Below are 14892 nucleotides of genomic sequence, written 5' to 3'. Positions count from 1 at the left end.
GGCGCCAGCCTCACACACCACACGGGCCTCCGGGTGGATTACCCGGAGGCCCGTGATCAAGCCGCGCTCAGTGCGGTGTCTCGCCAGCGCTCAGCGCTGTGTCTCGCTAGCGCTCGACTTCACCCTTGATGAACTTCTCCACGTTCTCCCGCGCCTGGTCGTCGAAGTACTGCACCGGGGGCGACTTCATGAAGTACGAGGAGGCCGAGAGGATCGGGCCGCCGATGCCGCGGTCCTTGGCGATCTTCGCGGCGCGCAGCGCGTCGATGATGACGCCCGCGGAGTTCGGGGAGTCCCACACCTCGAGCTTGTACTCCAGGTTCAGCGGGACATCGCCGAACGCACGGCCCTCGAGCCGGACGTAGGCCCACTTGCGGTCGTCCAGCCAGGCCACGAAGTCGGACGGGCCGATGTGGACATTGTCCTCACCCAGCTCGCGGTCCGTGATCTGGGAGGTGACGGCCTGCGTCTTGGAGATCTTCTTGGACTCCAGGCGCTCGCGCTCCAGCATGTTCTTGAAGTCCATGTTGCCGCCGACGTTCAGCTGCATGGTGCGCTCCACCACCACACCGCGGTCCTCGAACAGCTTCGTCAGGACCCGGTGCGTGATCGTGGCGCCGACCTGCGACTTGATGTCGTCCCCGACGATCGGGACACCGGCCTCGGTGAACTTGTCCGCCCACTCCTTGGTGCCGGCGATGAAGACCGGAAGCGCGTTGACGAAGGCGACCTTGGCGTCGATGGCGCACTGGGCGTAGAACTTCGCCGCCTGCTCGGAACCCACGGGGAGGTAGCAGACCAGGACGTCGACCTGCTTGTCCTTGAGGATCTGGACGATGTCGGCCGGCGTCTCCTCGGACTCGTCGATCGTCTGGCGGTAGTACTTGCCCAGGCCGTCGAGGGTGTGGCCGCGCTGCACGGTGACACCGGTCGAGGGCACGTCGCAGATCTTGATGGTGTTGTTCTCGCTGGCGCCGATCGCGTCGGCGAGGTCGAGGCCGACCTTCTTGACGTCGACGTCGAAGGCGGCCACGAACTCCACGTCACGCACGTGGTAGTCGCCGAACTGCACGTGCATCAGACCCGGCACGCGGGTGGCCGGGTCGGCGTCCTTGTAGTACTCGACGCCCTGCACCAGCGAGGCGGCGCAGTTGCCCACGCCGACGATGGCTACGCGAACCGAACCCATTCCGGTTGCTCCCTGTTTGTACTCGACGAAGCCCTGCGGGGTGCGGGGCCTCATGTGGTGGTGTCATCGGACGGATCCGGCCGGGAACCACCCCGGTGCCGGGGCAGGCCGCCCGTATCTTCTGACTGGTCCTGCTCTCCTGACGGGGCCAGCTCGGGGGACCGGCTCTGCTCCAGCTTCTGGGGCCGGTCCTGGCCCGCGGGGCCGCCGCGCTGGTCGCGCCCGGCCCGCTCGCTCTCAATCAGCTCGTTGAGCCAGCGGACTTCACGTTCCACCGACTCCATCCCGTGCCGCTGCAACTCGAGGGTGTAGTCGTCGAGCCGCTCACGGGTGCGGGCGAGAGAGGCCCGCATCTTCTCAAGGCGCTCCTCGAGGCGGCTGCGCCGCCCCTCAAGGACCCGCATCCGCACATCCCGCGACGTCTGTCCGAAGAAGGCGAAGCGGACGCCGAAGTGCTCGTCCTCCCACGCGTCCGGGCCGGTGTGGGCGAGCAGCTCCTCGAAGCGCTCCTTCCCCTCCGCCGTCAACCGGTAGACGATTTTCGCGCGGCGGCCGGCGAGCGTCGCGGCGAGGGCTTCCTCGGGCGCGCTGCCAGGCTCCTCGATCAACCATCCGTTGGCGACCAGCGTCTTGAGGCAGGGATAGAGACTGCCGTAGCTGAACGCACGGAACACCCCGAGCGAGGTGTTCAGGCGTTTCCGCAGCTCGTAGCCGTGCATCGGGGACTCGCGGAGCAGGCCGAGGACGGCGAACTCAAGCACACCCGAGCGTCTGCCCACACCCGCCTCCTCTGTCTCCTGGGTCCTTTATGCCGAGCTGATGTATCGACTCGATACATCCAGACGATAGAACCGTGATGGTGGCGGGACAAGAGGGACCATCGTGAACGGCGTCACATCACCAATTCGTGGGACGCGAACTGACTGTTATGGAGTGAAGATCACGCCTCGGCTGGTTTTGACCGTGCGTACTCTGTTCGCCATGCACGGCACCGGGAACCAAGTGACGCCATCAGGCGTCCTCGTCCTGGATGAAGTGCGCCCGGTTGCTACCGGTGGCCGGAGCGCACATCGGGGGGACCGAAAGCCACCTGCCGCTTTCAGGCGATAGCGCCTGCCCGAGGAGTAGTCGTTCCATGAGCGAGCACCGTCGCAAGCCGCCGCAGCCACAAGGCGGTGGACGAGCAGCGGCCCGACGCGCCGCGCAGCAGTCGTCAGGCCGCCGCGCGGCCCAGCCGCGAAGCGCCACAGGGTCGGGCTCCGCCCCGCATGGGGAGGAGCGCACTTATGTCGGCCGGGCCGAAGCCCGGCGCGCCGCACAGCGCGGCTCCGGCCGCAGAAGAGGAGCCGATCCCGATGCCGGGGGCGGAGGCCGGCGTGCCGCCGGCGGCCGAGGGCGCGGGGGCGGCGATGGACGCCCCGTCAAGAAACGCTTCATCGACTACCCGCGCGCGGGCAAGGACGGTTTCCGGCGCTGGCTCCCGTCCTGGAAGCTGGTGACCGGGACCTTCCTCTTCTTCTTCGCCGTGCTTGTCGGCGCCGTGGGCATCGGGCTGTGGCTGGTGGAGGTTCCCTCCGCGCAGGCCGCGTCCAAGGTCGAGAAGAACGTCTATTACTGGGCGGACGGCAAGCAGATGGTGGTCTCTGGCCGCGGTGAGTACAACCGCCAGATCGTGCCACTGAGCGATATCGACGAGTCCTTGCAGAACGCGGTGATCTCCGCGGAGAACGCCAGCTTCTACGACGACAACGGCGTCGACCCGATGGGTATCGCCCGCGCGGTCGTCAACATGGCCAAGGGCGGGGCCACGCAGAGCGGTTCCACCATCACCCAGCAGTTCGTGAAGAACACTTACCTGGACCAGTCGCAGACGGTCACGCGCAAGGTCAAGGAGCTGTTCATCTCCATAAAGGTCGGCGCGACCATGGACAAGGAAGACATCCTCGCCGGCTATCTGAACACCGCGTACTACGGGCGTGGCGCCTACGGCTGCCAGGCGGCGGCCCGCGCGTACTACGACACGGACTGCCGGAAGCTGACGCCGAGCCAGGGCGCCTTCCTCGCCGCGACCCTCAACGGCCCCAACCTCTATGACCCCGCCGGCGGCTACGGCGCAGTCGCGAGCAAGACGGCGAACACCAAGCGGGCCAAGCTGCGCTGGGAGTGGATCCTCAAGCGCGAGGTCGAGGTGGGGAGGATGTCCAAGGCCGACAGCGAGAAGTACATCGCCAAGGGGTTCCCGGCGCCGCGGGCGCCGAAGGTCGCGACGAACAAAGAAGGTCAGATCGGTTACCTCACCGACCTGGCCGACAACTACATCATCGCGAACAGCAAGATCACCAAGAACATGCTGGACAAGGGTGGCTACCAGATCCACACCACCTTCGACCGCAACAAGATGAACCAGCTCGAGACGGCCGTGAAGAAGGTGACCAAGGAGAGCATCAAGCCGAAGCTGCGCGAAGCGGACAACCACGTGCAGTTCGGCGGGGCCTCGGTGGAACCCAAGACGGGCAAGATCGTCGCCATCTACGGTGGCAAGAACGCCCTGGAGCACTACACCAACAACGCCGACTACACCGGTGTCCAGGTGGGCTCCACCTTCAAGCCCTTCGTGCTGGCCGCCGCCATGAAGGACGGCGTCCGCGACAAGGACGGTCCGCGGGATCAGTCCGACTCGGAACGCACTCTGGTCTCCCCCAAGAGCATCTACAACGGCGACAACAAGCTGACGCTGCGCGACTACAACGGGACCGTCTGGCACGACAAGGACGGCAAGGAGTGGCACCAGAGAAACGACGGTGACGAGGACCGGGGCAAGATCAACCTGCGCACCGCGATGCAGTTCTCGGTGAACACCCCCTTCATCCAGCTCGGCATGGACGTAGGCACCGACAAGGTGCGGGACGCGGCGATCGCCGCGGGTCTCAACGAGGACCAGCTGGCCTCGATCACCCCGACGTTCTCCCTGGGCACCTCGGCCCCGAGCGCCATCCGGCTCGCCGGGGCGTACGCGACCTTCGCGGCCAGCGGCAAGCAGGCCAGTCCGTACTCGGTCGACACGGTCGAGCACAAGGGCATCGAGGTCTACAACCACAAGGACGACTACGAGCTCACGACGGCGTTCGACCCGAACGTGGCCGACAACGTCACCGATGTCCTGAAGAACGTCGTCGAGAAGGGCACCGGCACCTCGGCGCAGATCGGCCGTCCCGCCGCGGGCAAGACCGGTACCACCGATGAGAACAAGTCGGCCTGGTTCTCCGGCTACACCCCGCAACTGTCCACGGCGATCGGCATGTGGCGCGTGGACGACAAGGCCAAGAACCAGAAGTTCCTCTCCATGCGCGGCGTGGGCGGCCAGAAGACGATCCACGGTGCCTCGTACCCGGCCGAGATCTGGGCCGACTACATGCGCGAGGCCATGAAGGGCAAGAAGGTCGAGAACTTCCCGAAGCCCGAGCCGATCGGCGAGGAGATCTTCGGCGACGGCGCGAGCCCGACCGCTCCGCCCACGACGACGGCCCCCTCGGAGACTCCGTCCGAGACGCCTTCGGAGACCCCGTCCGAGACCCCGTCCTCCGAGACCCCGACCAACAGCCCGTCCCCGACGGATACCTGTGACCCGCTGGAGATCGGTTGCAACGGCGGCAACAGCAACAACGGGGGCAACGGCAACGGAGGGAACGGCAACAACGGGGGCAACGGCAACGGTGGCGGCACCAGCACTCCGAGCACGGAACCCCCGGGCAGCGATAACGGCGGCTGGTTCGGCGGAGGCGGCTGACGCAGGCGGCTGAGCCCGCAGGCGAGCGACCCTCGCCCCCCCCACCACCATCGGCGGCCGCGCCGGAGCCTCACCCGCTCCGGCGCGGCCGCCGCCGTTCTCCGGGGCTCCCCGGGCCGCCCCGGCCCCTTCGCCGCCCCGAGGCGGCACGGGCCTCTGGGGCGGGCCTCACGGCCCTCCCCCGGCCCGTACGGCAGGATGGATCCCATGACGAGCGTGCGCAGGGACCCCGAGGCCGAGCCCGTACGGCCGACCGCCGAGGACGCCGTGGCCGCGGCCGGCAGCGAGCTGATCGGCGGCCCGGCCGGGCGCCGGGCGCTGCTCGGCGTCAGCTGGTGGACCCCCGTGCGGATCATCGCGCTCGTCGCCATCGGGATGTTCGCCCTCGGCATGGTGCAGAAGATCCCCTGCTACAACGGCGGCTGGTTCTCCAGCGTCACCGGCCAGTACACCCACGCCTGCTACTCCGACATACCGCACCTGTACGCGGGCCGCGGCTTCGCGGAGAACGTCGTTCCCTACTTCCACCGCATACCGGGCGCCGCGGACGGGATGGACTACCTGGAGTATCCGGTCCTCACCGGCCTCTTCATGGAGGTCGCCTCCCGGCTCACCCCGCACGGCGGGTCGCTCCAGCACCAGGAGCAGATCTACTGGATGGTCAACGCGGGCATGCTCATGGTCTGCGCCGCGGTCGTCGCCGTCTGTGTCTCGCGTACGCACCGCCGCCGCCCCTGGGACGCCCTGCTCGTCGCCCTCGCCCCCGCCTTCGCGCTCACCGCGACCGTCAACTGGGACCTCTTCGCGGTGGCGCTCACGGCCATCGGGATGCTGATGTGGTCGCGCGGCCGCCCGCTGGCGGCCGGCGTCTTCCTGGGGCTGGCGACGGCCGCGAAGTTCTACCCGATACTGCTGCTCGGGGCGGTGCTGGTGCTGTGCCTGCGGGCCGGCCGGCTGCGCGCCTTCGGGACGGCGCTGGGCGGGGCGCTGGGGGCCTGGCTCGTCGTGAACGTCCCGGTGATGATCAGCAGCCGCGGGGGCTTCCACATCCGCGAGGGCTGGCTCGCCTTCTACACCTTCAGCCGGGACCGGCCCGTCGACTTCGGCTCCGTGTGGCTGGTCATCTCCCAGCGCACCGGGAGCTCCCTCGACAACGTCAACCTGTACGCCACGCTGCTGATGCTGCTGGCCTGCGCCGGTATCGCGGCGCTCGCCCTGTGCGCGCCGCGGCGGCCGCGGCTGGCGCAGATCGCGTTCCTGGTCGTCGCCGCCTTCGTGATCACCAACAAGGTCTACTCGCCGCAGTACGTGCTGTGGCTGATCCCGCTGGCGGTCCTGGCCCGGCCGCGGTGGCGCGACTTCCTGGTGTGGCAGGCGTGCGAGGTGATGTATTTCCTCGGGATCTGGATGTACCTGGCGTACATCGGCAGCGGTGACAAGCACCGGGGACTGCCGCCGGAGGGGTACCAGCTGGCGATCATCGTCCATGTGCTGGGGACGCTGTATCTGTGCGCCCTGGTCGTGCGGGATGTGCTGGTGCCCGAGCGGGACGTGGTGCGCAGGGACGGGTCGGACGACCCGTCGGGCGGTGTGCTGGACCGGGCCCCGGATGTGTTCGTCCTGGGGGAGGCGCGGCACGCGCCGGCGTACGAGGGGCCGGCGCGGGTGGAGTGGGGCGTCAGACGCGAGTGAGCTCCCGCGGGGCGGGACGAGCACGGCGAAGGGCCCGGAGCCGCGAGGTGATCGCGCGGCTCCGGGCCCTTCCGGTCGCCTCGGCCGGTCCGGTCGCTCTGGTCGCTCCGGGCCGTGCCGGGTGGCTCAGCGGTCGACCAGCCGGTCGAACTGCGTCGTGGTGTGCCGCAGGTGGGCCACCAGCTCGTCGCCCACCTGTGGGGGCGCGACATCACTCGGTACGAACAGGATGGACACCTGCATGTGCGGCGGCTCGGCGAACCACCGCTGCTTGCCCGCCCACACGAACGGCGAGAGGTTGCGGTTGACGGTCGCGAGCCCGGCGCGCGCGACGCCCTTGGCCCGCGGCATCATGCCGTGCAGGGCCTTGGGGGCCTCCAGCCCGACGCCGTGGGAGGTGCCGCCCGCCACGACCACCAGATAGCCGTCGGAGGCCGTCTTCTGCTGGCGATAGCCGAAGCGGTCGCCCTTGGCGACCTGGGTGACGTCGAGCACCGCGCCCCGGTACTGGGTCGAGTCGTGGTCGCCGAGCCACAGCCGGGTGCCGATGCGGGCGCGGAACCGGGTCTGCGGGAACTGCTGCTGTAGGCGGCCCAGCTCCTCGGACTTGAGGTGGCTGACGAACATGGTGTGCAGCGGCAGCCGGGCGGCGCGCAGCCGGTCCATCCAGGCGATGACCTCCTCGACCCCGTCCAGCCCGTCGGTGCGGTCGAGGGGGAGGTGGATGGCGAAGCCCTCCAGCCGGACGTTCTCTATCGCGGCGTGCAGCTTGGGGAGGTCCGCCTCGGCGACGCCATGGCGCTTCATGCTGCTCATGACCTCGATGACCACGCGCGCGTTCACCAGGCCGTACACACCGTCGACCGACGACACCGAGCGGATCACCCGGTCCGGCAGCGGCACGGGCTCCTCGCCCCGGCGGAAGGGGGTGAGCACCAGCAGGTCGCCGCTGAAGTAGTCCTTCATCCGGGCGGCCTCGTAGGTGGTCCCCACCGCGAGGATGTCGGAGCCGATGCGGGCGGCCTCCTCGGCCAGCCGCTCGTGGCCGAAGCCGTATCCGTTGCCCTTGCAGACCGGGACTATGCCTGGGAACTGCTGGATCACCAACTGCTGGTGCGCCCGCCAGCGCGCGGTGTCGACATAGAGGGTGAGCGCCATTGGCCGGTCCCGGAACCTTTCTCGTTGCCGCGGTGTATTGGAGGTATGCAGCGTAGGTGGAGAGTCAAGAACTCGGCGAAGTCAGCGGCGCGACATGTAGATGTCCAGCGCCTTGTGCAGCAGCTTGTTGAGGGGGAAGTCCCACTCGCCGAGGTACTCGGCAGCCTCGCCGCCGGTCCCCACCTTGAACTGGATGAGACCGAAGAGGTGGTCGTTCTCGTCCAGCGAGTCGCTGATGCCCCGAAGGTCATAGACGGTGGCGCCCAGCGCGTAGGAGTCGCGCAGCATGCGCCACTGCATCGCGTTCGAGGGCCGGACCTCGCGCTTGTGGTTGGCGGAGGCACCGTAGGAGTACCAGACGTGGCCGCCGACGATCAGCATGGTGGCCGCGGCGACGGCCTCGCCCTCGTGCATGGCGAAGTACAGCCGCATCCGGTTGGGGTCCTCGCTGTTGAGGGCCTGCCACATGCGCTGGAAGTAGCTGAGCGGGCGGGGCCGGAAGTGGTCGCGCTCCGCGGTGATCTCGTAGAGCCGCTGCCACTCCGCCAGGTGCTCGTAGCCGCCCTGGACGACCTCGACGCCGGCCTTCTCGGCCTTCTTGATGTTGCGCCGCCACAGCTGGTTGAAGCCCTTGTGGACGTCCTCCAGGGAGCGGTTCTCCAGGGGCACCTGGAAGACGTACCGGGGCTGGACATCGCCGAAGCCGGCCCCGCCGTCCTCGCCCTGCTGCCAGCCCATGCGGCGCAGCCGGTCGGAGACCTCGAAGGCGCGCGGCTCGATGAACGTCGCCTCGATGTCGCGCAGCCGCTTCACATCCGGGTTCTGGATGCCCGACTTGATGGCGGCGGCGTCCCAGCGCCGGATGATGACCGGCGGGCCCATCTTCACGGAGAAGGCGCCCTGCTGCTTGAGGTGCGCGAGCATCGGGCGCAGCCAGTCCTCGAGGTGGGGCGAGTACCAGTTGATGACCGGACCCTCGGGCAGATAGGCGAGATAGCGCTTGATCTTGGGCAGCTGCCGGTAGAGGACGAGGCCGACGCCGACCAACTGGCCACTGGTGTCGAACCAGCCGAGACTCTCCGAGCGCCACTCCGTCTTGACGTCAGCCCATGCCGGAACCTGCATGTGGCTGGCCGCGGGCAGGCTCTGGATGTATGCCAGATGCTGCTCTCGGCTGATCGTCCTCAGGGTCAGGCTCATGCGGGGCGCTCCTCGGCAGGTTTGTCCCCGTGGTCGGGGCTCCGGCTCTCGCGCCGAAGCCTACTGCGACAAGGACGCGCCCCGTTTGGGCCCGGGGGCAACGGGCCGGGCCGGAACTCAGCCCAGGACGCCGCCGAAGAGGCCGCCGTGCGCCATGCCGAGATAGAAGCCGACGGCGGATGCGCCGAGCCCGATGATCAGAAGGAACCGCTCGCCGGTGGTCGCGGAGATCAGCTGTCCCCACAGTCCGGTGATGATCCCGACGAGGCCCGTCCACGAGCTGAGCAGGTGGAGATGGGGGAAATGGGCGGTGATGAACGCGATCACGCCGATCAGCAGGGTCGCCGCGGCGAAGGTGTTCTCGACCGGATGCGACTTGCCATCGGTGTCGAGGAAGGAGAGAAGTCCGTGGTGAGGTCGTGCTGCCTGTGCCATGGGGCACCTCCGTATAGGCCCATATGGCAAAGCGGCGAAACTGTAACGCCGCTCACACCCGATGTGTACAGATTGCGGCGGGAGACCGCCGGATTTCAACCCGGCGGCAGTCGCCGGGTAGTGTGTACCGTCCGCAGTGGTGTCTGTGCAGGCACCGATGCGGTACGCATCACGACCCTCCTGCCACGGATCGACCGTGGCCGCTGAGTCCAAAGGAGGTGGGTTCCACATGCGTCACTACGAGGTGATGGTCATCCTCGACCCCGATCTCGAGGAGCGCGCTGTCTCCCCGCTGATCGAGAACTTCCTTTCCGTCGTCCGTGAGGGCAACGGCAAGGTCGAGAAGGTCGACACCTGGGGCCGTCGTCGTCTCTCGTATGAGATCAACAAGAAGCCCGAGGGCATCTACTCGGTCATCGACCTGCAGGCCGAGCCCGCGGTCGTCAAGGAGCTCGACCGTCAGCTCAACCTGAACGAGTCGGTCCTCCGGACCAAGGTCCTCCGTCCCGAGACCCACTGAACGCGTAAAGCGTTCAGCGGTCATCGGGTCGTATCGCAACGAGTAGCAAGCAGCCCAGCAGTACCCGCCGAGAGGTTCCCCCAATGGCAGGCGAGACCGTCATCACGGTCGTCGGCAATCTCGTCGACGACCCCGAGCTGCGCTTCACCCCGTCGGGTGCGGCGGTCGCGAAGTTCCGTGTCGCGTCCACTCCCCGTACCTTCGACCGGCAGACCAACGAGTGGAAGGACGGCGAGAGCCTCTTCCTCACGTGCTCGGTGTGGCGGCAGGCAGCGGAGAACGTCGCCGAGTCGCTTCAGCGCGGCATGCGCGTCATCGTGCAGGGCCGGCTGAAGCAGCGGTCCTACGAGGACCGCGAGGGAGTCAAGCGCACGGTCTACGAGCTGGACGTCGATGAGGTCGGCGCCAGCCTGCGCAGCGCCACGGCGAAGGTCACCAAGACCGCCGGCCGCGGCGGCCAGGGTGGATACGGCGGCGGCCAGGGCGGCGGCCAGGGTGGCGGCGGTGGCTGGGGCGGCGGCCCCGGCGGCGGCGGCCAGCAGGGCGGCGGCGCTCCGGCCGACGACCCGTGGGCGACCAGCGCCCCGGCCGGCGGTCAGCAGGGCGGCGGGGGCGGTGGCTGGGGCGGCGGCTCCGGCAACTCCGGCGGCGGCTACTCGGACGAGCCGCCCTTCTAGGTCGTATGCGCCGTTTCACGTGAAACCGCGGTTTCACGTGAAACGTGCCGGGCCTGGTCTGGGCGACCAGCACAAACTTCTTGATCACACTGGAGAGAGACAATGGCGAAGCCGCCTGCTCGCAAGCCTAAGAAGAAGGTTTGCGTGTTCTGCAAGGAGAAGATCTCCTACGTCGACTACAAGGACACGAACCTGCTGCGGAAGTTCATTTCCGACCGCGGCAAGATCCGTGCCCGCCGGGTCACCGGCAACTGCACCCAGCACCAGCGTGACGTCGCCACGGCCGTGAAGAACAGCCGTGAGATGGCGCTGCTGCCCTACACCTCCACCGCGCGATAAGGGAAGGGTGACCGAGTCATGAAGATCATCCTCACCCACGAGGTCTCCGGCCTCGGCACCGCCGGCGACGTCGTGGACGTCAAGGACGGTTACGCCCGTAACTACCTGGTTCCGCGTGGTCTGGCGATCCGCTGGACCAAGGGCGGCGAGAAGGACGTCGAGCAGATCCGCCGCGGTCGTCGCATCCGCGAGATCGCCACGATCGAGCAGGCCAACGAGGTGAAGGCGCGGCTCGAGGGCGTCAAGGTGCGCCTGAAGACCCGCGCCGGCGACGCCGGCCGTCTGTTCGGCTCCGTCACCCCGGCCGACATCGCCTCGGCGATCAAGGACGCGGGTGGCCCCGACGTGGACAAGCGCCGGATCGAGGTGGGCGCCCCGATCAAGACCCTGGGCGCGCACCAGGTCTCGGTGCGTCTGCACGCCGAGGTTGCCGCCAAGGTGGGCGTCGAGGTCGTCGCCGCCTGACCGGTGGTCCCCGTGCACTGCACGACTGAGGGCCGCGACCCACGCCGGGGTCGCGGCCCTTGTGCTTGTCCACCGCGGTGTTCCACAGCCTCGGTGTTCGTCCGCCTCGGTGTTCGTCGGCTGTGGTGTGTCGGCCCGCCCTTCCGGGCTCAGCCGCGCACCGCGCCGGTGACGACCCAGCGGCCCGAGCGGGCCCGTAGCCACAGGGTGGCCAGCCGGACCGACATCATCAGCGCCATGGTCCACCACAGGGCCGTGAGTCCGCCGCCCAGGGAGGGCACCAGCACCGCGACCGGGGCGAAGACGACCAGCGTGGCGATCATCGCCCAGGCCAGATATCCCCCGTCCCCCGCGCCCATCAGCACCCCGTCGAGGACGAAGACGACACCGGCCACCGGCTGGATGACGGCCGTCACCAGCAGGGCGGGCAGCAGGGTGTCGCGCACCGCCGGGTCCGAGGTGAACAGGGGGATGAAGAGCGGGCGGGCCGCGATGACCAGCAGGCCCAGCACCACTCCGGACGCGATGCCCCACTGGACCATGCGGCGACAGGCCGCGCGCGCTCCCTCGGAGTCGCCCGCGCCCAGATACCGCCCGATGATCGCCTGGCCCGCGATGGCGATGGCGTCCAGGGCGAACGCCAGCAGATTCCACAGCGACAGCACGATCTGGTGGGCGGCGATCTCATCGTCGCCGAGCCGGGCCGCCACCGCGGTCGCGATCACCATCACGGAGCGCAGGGCCAGCGTACGGACCAGCAACGGCACCCCCGCGTGGGCGCAGGCCCGTATCCCGGCCAGATCCGGGCGCAGCGAGGCGCCATGGCGGCGGGCGCCTCGTACGACGACGGTGAGATAGACGGCGGCCATGGCGCACTGGGCGATCACCGTGCCCCAGGCGGAGCCCGCGATGCCGAGCCCGGCGCCGTAGACCAGGGCGGCGTTCAGGGCGGCGTTGGCCGCGAAGCCGCCGATGGCGACATAGAGCGGGGTCCGGGTGTCCTGGAGGCCGCGGAGCACGCCGGTGGCGGCGAGCACCACCAGCATCGCGGGGATGCCGAGCGAGCTGATGCGCAGATAGGTGACGGCGTGGGGGGTCGCGGTGCCCGAGGCGCCGAAGAGCCCGACGAGGTCAGGGGCGGTGGGCAGAGTGATGGCGATGACGGCGCCGCCGAGGAGAAGGGCGAGCCAGATGCCGTCCAGCCCCTGGCGGAGCGCTCCGGCCGTATCGCCCGCGCCGACGCGGCGGGCGACGGCCGCCGTGGTGGCGTAGGCGAGGAAGACGAAGATGTTGACGGCGGTGGTGAGCAGGGCGGCGGCGACGCCGAGTCCGGCGAGCTGTGGGGTGCCGAGGTGGCCGACGACGGCGCTGTCGACCATGACGAAGAGCGGCTCGGCCACCAGTGCGCCGAAGGCGGGGAGGGCAAGCGCGACGATCTCGCGATCGTGTCGCCGGGCGGTCTTCCGCTCGGTCGCTGGGGCCAGAGTCATGAGGGCAATCTAATCTTCCACAGGTAAGAGACACAACCCGATGGCATCCCTTACATGCGATGGCGCGCGACGCTGTTCTCTGCGCCGTTTGTCGCGATCTTGATCCAGGCGCCGAAGTTTTTCTCCTGCACAGCCCCTGGATGAAGAAACCGCAGGTCAGTCGCGCAAGTCCAGGTTGATTGTGTGTTTGTCCACAGCACTGTCCCCCGGCCCGTGCACAGGATCGCGGGACTTCTCCACAGGATGGCCCCCATCATCCACATGCCCTGTGGATAACCAAGTTGGCTGAGGGGGGAGACGGGCCTACCGTGGTGCGGCGCCCGCCGCCTGTTCCGGCCTCGATTCCACTCGAATCCGAAGCGTCGGAACCGGAAGTTGGGCGCCCTGTTTGTCATAGCCGTGGCGTAAGAAAGAGACGCGCGGTGAGGTCCGCACCGCGGACGGGAGGAGGTGGCGGGGTGAGCATGCCCGAGCCCATGGACGACCCCTGGGCGGACTCCGGCCCGGTCGACCGGTTGCCTTCCCCCCGGTTCCGTCGCGGTGAAGGCGGCCGGGGCCGTGACGAACAGCATGAGCGCGGCCGCGAGTCGGGCACCTGGGAGGGGGCGGGCTTCGAGCGCGTTCCCCCGCAGGACCTGGACGCCGAGCAGTCCGTCCTGGGCGGCATGCTGCTGTCCAAGGACGCCATCGCCGATGTCGTCGAGGTCCTCAAGGGCAACGACTTCTACCGCCCCGCCCATGAGACGGTCTATCAGGCCATCCTCGATCTGTACGCCAAGGGCGAGCCGGCCGACCCCATCACCGTCGGCGCCGAGCTCACCAAGCGCGGCGAGATCGCCCGCGTCGGCGGCGCCTCGTACCTCCACACCCTCGTCCAGTCGGTCCCCACCGCCGCCAACGCCGAGTACTACGCCGAGATCGTCCATGAGCGCGCGGTGCTGCGCCGTCTGGTCGAGGCCGGCACCCGCATCACCCAGATGGGATACGCGGCGGACGGCGATGTGGATGAGATCGTCAACAACGCCCAGGCGGAGATCTACGCCGTCACCGAGCAGCGCACCAGCGAGGACTATCTGCCGCTCGGCGACATCATGGAGGGCGCGCTCGACGAGATCGAGGCCATCGGCTCCCGCAGCGGGCAGATGTCCGGTGTGCCCACCGGCTTCACCGACCTGGACGCGCTGACGAACGGGCTGCACCCCGGCCAGATGATCGTCATCGCCGCCCGTCCCGCGATGGGCAAGTCCACCCTCGCCCTGGACTTCGCGCGCGCCTGTTCCATCAAGAACAACATGCCCAGCGTCATCTTCTCCCTGGAGATGGGGCGCAATGAGATCGCGATGCGACTGCTGTCCGCCGAGGCGCGGGTGGCGCTGCATCACATGCGGTCCGGGAGCATGACGGACGAGGACTGGACGCGGCTGGCCCGCCGGATGCCCGATGTGTCGGCGGCCCCTCTCTACATCGACGACTCCCCGAACCTGTCGATGATGGAGATCCGCGCGAAGTGCCGCCGGCTCAAGCAGCGCAGCGATCTCCAACTGGTCGTCATCGACTATCTCCAGCTGATGCAGTCCGGTGGCGCGCGGCGCCCCGAGAGCCGCCAGCAGGAGGTCTCGGACATGTCGCGAAACCTCAAGCTGCTGGCCAAGGAGCTGGAAGTCCCGGTCATCGCGCTCTCGCAGCTCAACCGTGGCCCCGAGCAGCGCACGGACAAGAAGCCCATGGTCTCGGACCTGCGTGAGAGTGGTTCCATCGAGCAGGACGCCGACATGGTCATCCTGCTGCACCGGGAGGACGCGTACGAGAAGGAGTCGCCGCGCGCGGGCGAGGCGGACCTGATCGTGGCCAAGCACCGTAACGGTCCGACGGCCACGATCACGGTCGCCTTCCAGGGCCACTACTCGCGCTTCGTGGACATGGCCCAGACCTGATCGAGC

General features: G+C 68.6%; 13 protein-coding genes. 7 read left to right on the top strand and 6 right to left on the bottom strand.

Annotated elements, in window-relative coordinates; genetic code table 11:
• Positions 1 to 106: 106 nt before the first annotated feature.
• Positions 107 to 1189: an inositol-3-phosphate synthase gene (locus ABTY62_RS19195; RefSeq protein WP_352130604.1), complete on the bottom strand. Its 1083-nt coding sequence runs from the start codon at positions 1187 to 1189 to the stop codon at positions 107 to 109.
• 50 nt (positions 1190 to 1239) lie between these two features.
• Positions 1240 to 1968 carry a PadR family transcriptional regulator gene (locus ABTY62_RS19190; RefSeq protein WP_352130603.1) on the bottom strand — a complete coding sequence of 243 codons (729 nt, stop codon included), beginning with the start codon at positions 1966 to 1968 and terminating at the stop codon, positions 1240 to 1242.
• Between the two features lie 356 nt (positions 1969 to 2324).
• Between ABTY62_RS19190 and ABTY62_RS19185 the strand changes: the two genes are divergently transcribed.
• Together ABTY62_RS19185 and ABTY62_RS19180 are read left to right on the top strand one after the other, a co-directional pair.
• Positions 2325 to 4976, top strand: a complete 2652-nt coding sequence (locus ABTY62_RS19185; protein WP_352130602.1) for a transglycosylase domain-containing protein — start codon at positions 2325 to 2327, stop codon at positions 4974 to 4976.
• A gap of 207 nt (positions 4977 to 5183) precedes the next feature.
• On the top strand, positions 5184 to 6668 hold the full coding sequence (locus tag ABTY62_RS19180) for a glycosyltransferase family 87 protein (RefSeq protein WP_352130601.1): 1485 nt from the start codon (positions 5184 to 5186) through the stop codon (positions 6666 to 6668).
• 126 nt (positions 6669 to 6794) lie between these two features.
• On the opposite strand, the gene ABTY62_RS19175 is transcribed toward ABTY62_RS19180, so the two are convergent.
• The 3 genes from ABTY62_RS19175 to ABTY62_RS19165 all read right to left on the bottom strand — a co-directional run bounded on the left by ABTY62_RS19175 (position 6795) and on the right by ABTY62_RS19165 (position 9461).
• Positions 6795 to 7826 (bottom strand): alanine racemase, encoded by a 1032-nt coding sequence (locus ABTY62_RS19175; RefSeq protein WP_352130600.1) that lies wholly within the window; start codon positions 7824 to 7826, stop codon positions 6795 to 6797.
• An 81-nt stretch (positions 7827 to 7907) separates the two neighbouring features.
• Positions 7908 to 9026: a lipid II:glycine glycyltransferase FemX gene (locus tag ABTY62_RS19170; RefSeq protein WP_311726010.1), complete on the bottom strand. Its 1119-nt coding sequence runs from the start codon at positions 9024 to 9026 to the stop codon at positions 7908 to 7910.
• A gap of 117 nt (positions 9027 to 9143) precedes the next feature.
• The gene (locus tag ABTY62_RS19165; RefSeq protein ID WP_352130599.1) at positions 9144 to 9461 is read right to left on the bottom strand and encodes a hypothetical protein; all 318 of its coding nucleotides are present in this window, start codon (positions 9459 to 9461) and stop codon (positions 9144 to 9146) included.
• Between the two features lie 229 nt (positions 9462 to 9690).
• Here ABTY62_RS19165 and rpsF point away from each other — a divergent pair, with 229 nt between their 5' ends.
• The 4 genes from rpsF (at position 9691) to rplI (ending at position 11462) form a co-directional block, all read left to right on the top strand.
• Positions 9691 to 9981 carry a 30S ribosomal protein S6 gene (rpsF, locus tag ABTY62_RS19160; RefSeq protein ID WP_014177942.1) on the top strand — a complete coding sequence of 97 codons (291 nt, stop codon included), beginning with the start codon at positions 9691 to 9693 and terminating at the stop codon, positions 9979 to 9981.
• 83 nt (positions 9982 to 10064) lie between these two features.
• Entirely contained in the window at positions 10065 to 10658 is a 594-nt protein-coding gene (locus tag ABTY62_RS19155) for a single-stranded DNA-binding protein (protein WP_352130598.1), read from the top strand.
• 102 nt (positions 10659 to 10760) lie between these two features.
• Positions 10761 to 10997, top strand: a complete 237-nt coding sequence (rpsR, locus tag ABTY62_RS19150; RefSeq protein ID WP_003978893.1) for a 30S ribosomal protein S18 — start codon at positions 10761 to 10763, stop codon at positions 10995 to 10997.
• Between the two features lie 18 nt (positions 10998 to 11015).
• Positions 11016 to 11462 carry a 50S ribosomal protein L9 gene (rplI, locus tag ABTY62_RS19145; protein WP_311726013.1) on the top strand — a complete coding sequence of 149 codons (447 nt, stop codon included), beginning with the start codon at positions 11016 to 11018 and terminating at the stop codon, positions 11460 to 11462.
• 149 nt (positions 11463 to 11611) lie between these two features.
• Here the strand turns inward: rplI and ABTY62_RS19140 are convergent, their stop codons facing one another.
• Positions 11612 to 12952, bottom strand: a complete 1341-nt coding sequence (locus tag ABTY62_RS19140; RefSeq protein WP_352130597.1) for an MATE family efflux transporter — start codon at positions 12950 to 12952, stop codon at positions 11612 to 11614.
• A gap of 476 nt (positions 12953 to 13428) precedes the next feature.
• Between ABTY62_RS19140 and dnaB the strand changes: the two genes are divergently transcribed.
• Positions 13429 to 14886 (top strand): replicative DNA helicase, encoded by a 1458-nt coding sequence (gene dnaB, locus ABTY62_RS19135; protein WP_311726194.1) that lies wholly within the window; start codon positions 13429 to 13431, stop codon positions 14884 to 14886.
• The last annotated feature ends 6 nt before the right edge of the window (positions 14887 to 14892 follow it).

This window comes from Streptomyces sp. NPDC097640 (genome assembly GCF_040302705.1).
GTDB lineage: Bacteria > Actinomycetota > Actinomycetes > Streptomycetales > Streptomycetaceae > Streptomyces.
This window is presented reverse-complemented; position numbering and strand designations above follow the sequence as displayed.

Bases quoted from the DNA above. Each gene is read 5' to 3' on its own strand.
- ABTY62_RS19180 (WP_352130601.1), top strand. From the start codon at position 5,184: ATGACGAGCGTGCGCAGGGACCCCGAGGCCGAGCCCGTACGGCCGACC.
- ABTY62_RS19165 (WP_352130599.1), bottom strand. From the start codon at position 9,461: ATGGCACAGGCAGCACGACCTCACCACGGACTTCTCTCCTTCCTCGAC.
- ABTY62_RS19170 (WP_311726010.1), bottom strand. From the start codon at position 9,026: ATGAGCCTGACCCTGAGGACGATCAGCCGAGAGCAGCATCTGGCATAC.
- rplI (WP_311726013.1), top strand. From the start codon at position 11,016: ATGAAGATCATCCTCACCCACGAGGTCTCCGGCCTCGGCACCGCCGGC.
- ABTY62_RS19175 (WP_352130600.1), bottom strand. From the start codon at position 7,826: ATGGCGCTCACCCTCTATGTCGACACCGCGCGCTGGCGGGCGCACCAG.
- dnaB (WP_311726194.1), top strand. From the start codon at position 13,429: ATGGACGACCCCTGGGCGGACTCCGGCCCGGTCGACCGGTTGCCTTCC.
- ABTY62_RS19195 (WP_352130604.1), bottom strand. From the start codon at position 1,189: ATGGGTTCGGTTCGCGTAGCCATCGTCGGCGTGGGCAACTGCGCCGCC.
- rpsR (WP_003978893.1), top strand. From the start codon at position 10,761: ATGGCGAAGCCGCCTGCTCGCAAGCCTAAGAAGAAGGTTTGCGTGTTC.
- ABTY62_RS19155 (WP_352130598.1), top strand. From the start codon at position 10,065: ATGGCAGGCGAGACCGTCATCACGGTCGTCGGCAATCTCGTCGACGAC.
- ABTY62_RS19140 (WP_352130597.1), bottom strand. From the start codon at position 12,952: ATGACTCTGGCCCCAGCGACCGAGCGGAAGACCGCCCGGCGACACGAT.
- rpsF (WP_014177942.1), top strand. From the start codon at position 9,691: ATGCGTCACTACGAGGTGATGGTCATCCTCGACCCCGATCTCGAGGAG.
- ABTY62_RS19185 (WP_352130602.1), top strand. From the start codon at position 2,325: ATGAGCGAGCACCGTCGCAAGCCGCCGCAGCCACAAGGCGGTGGACGA.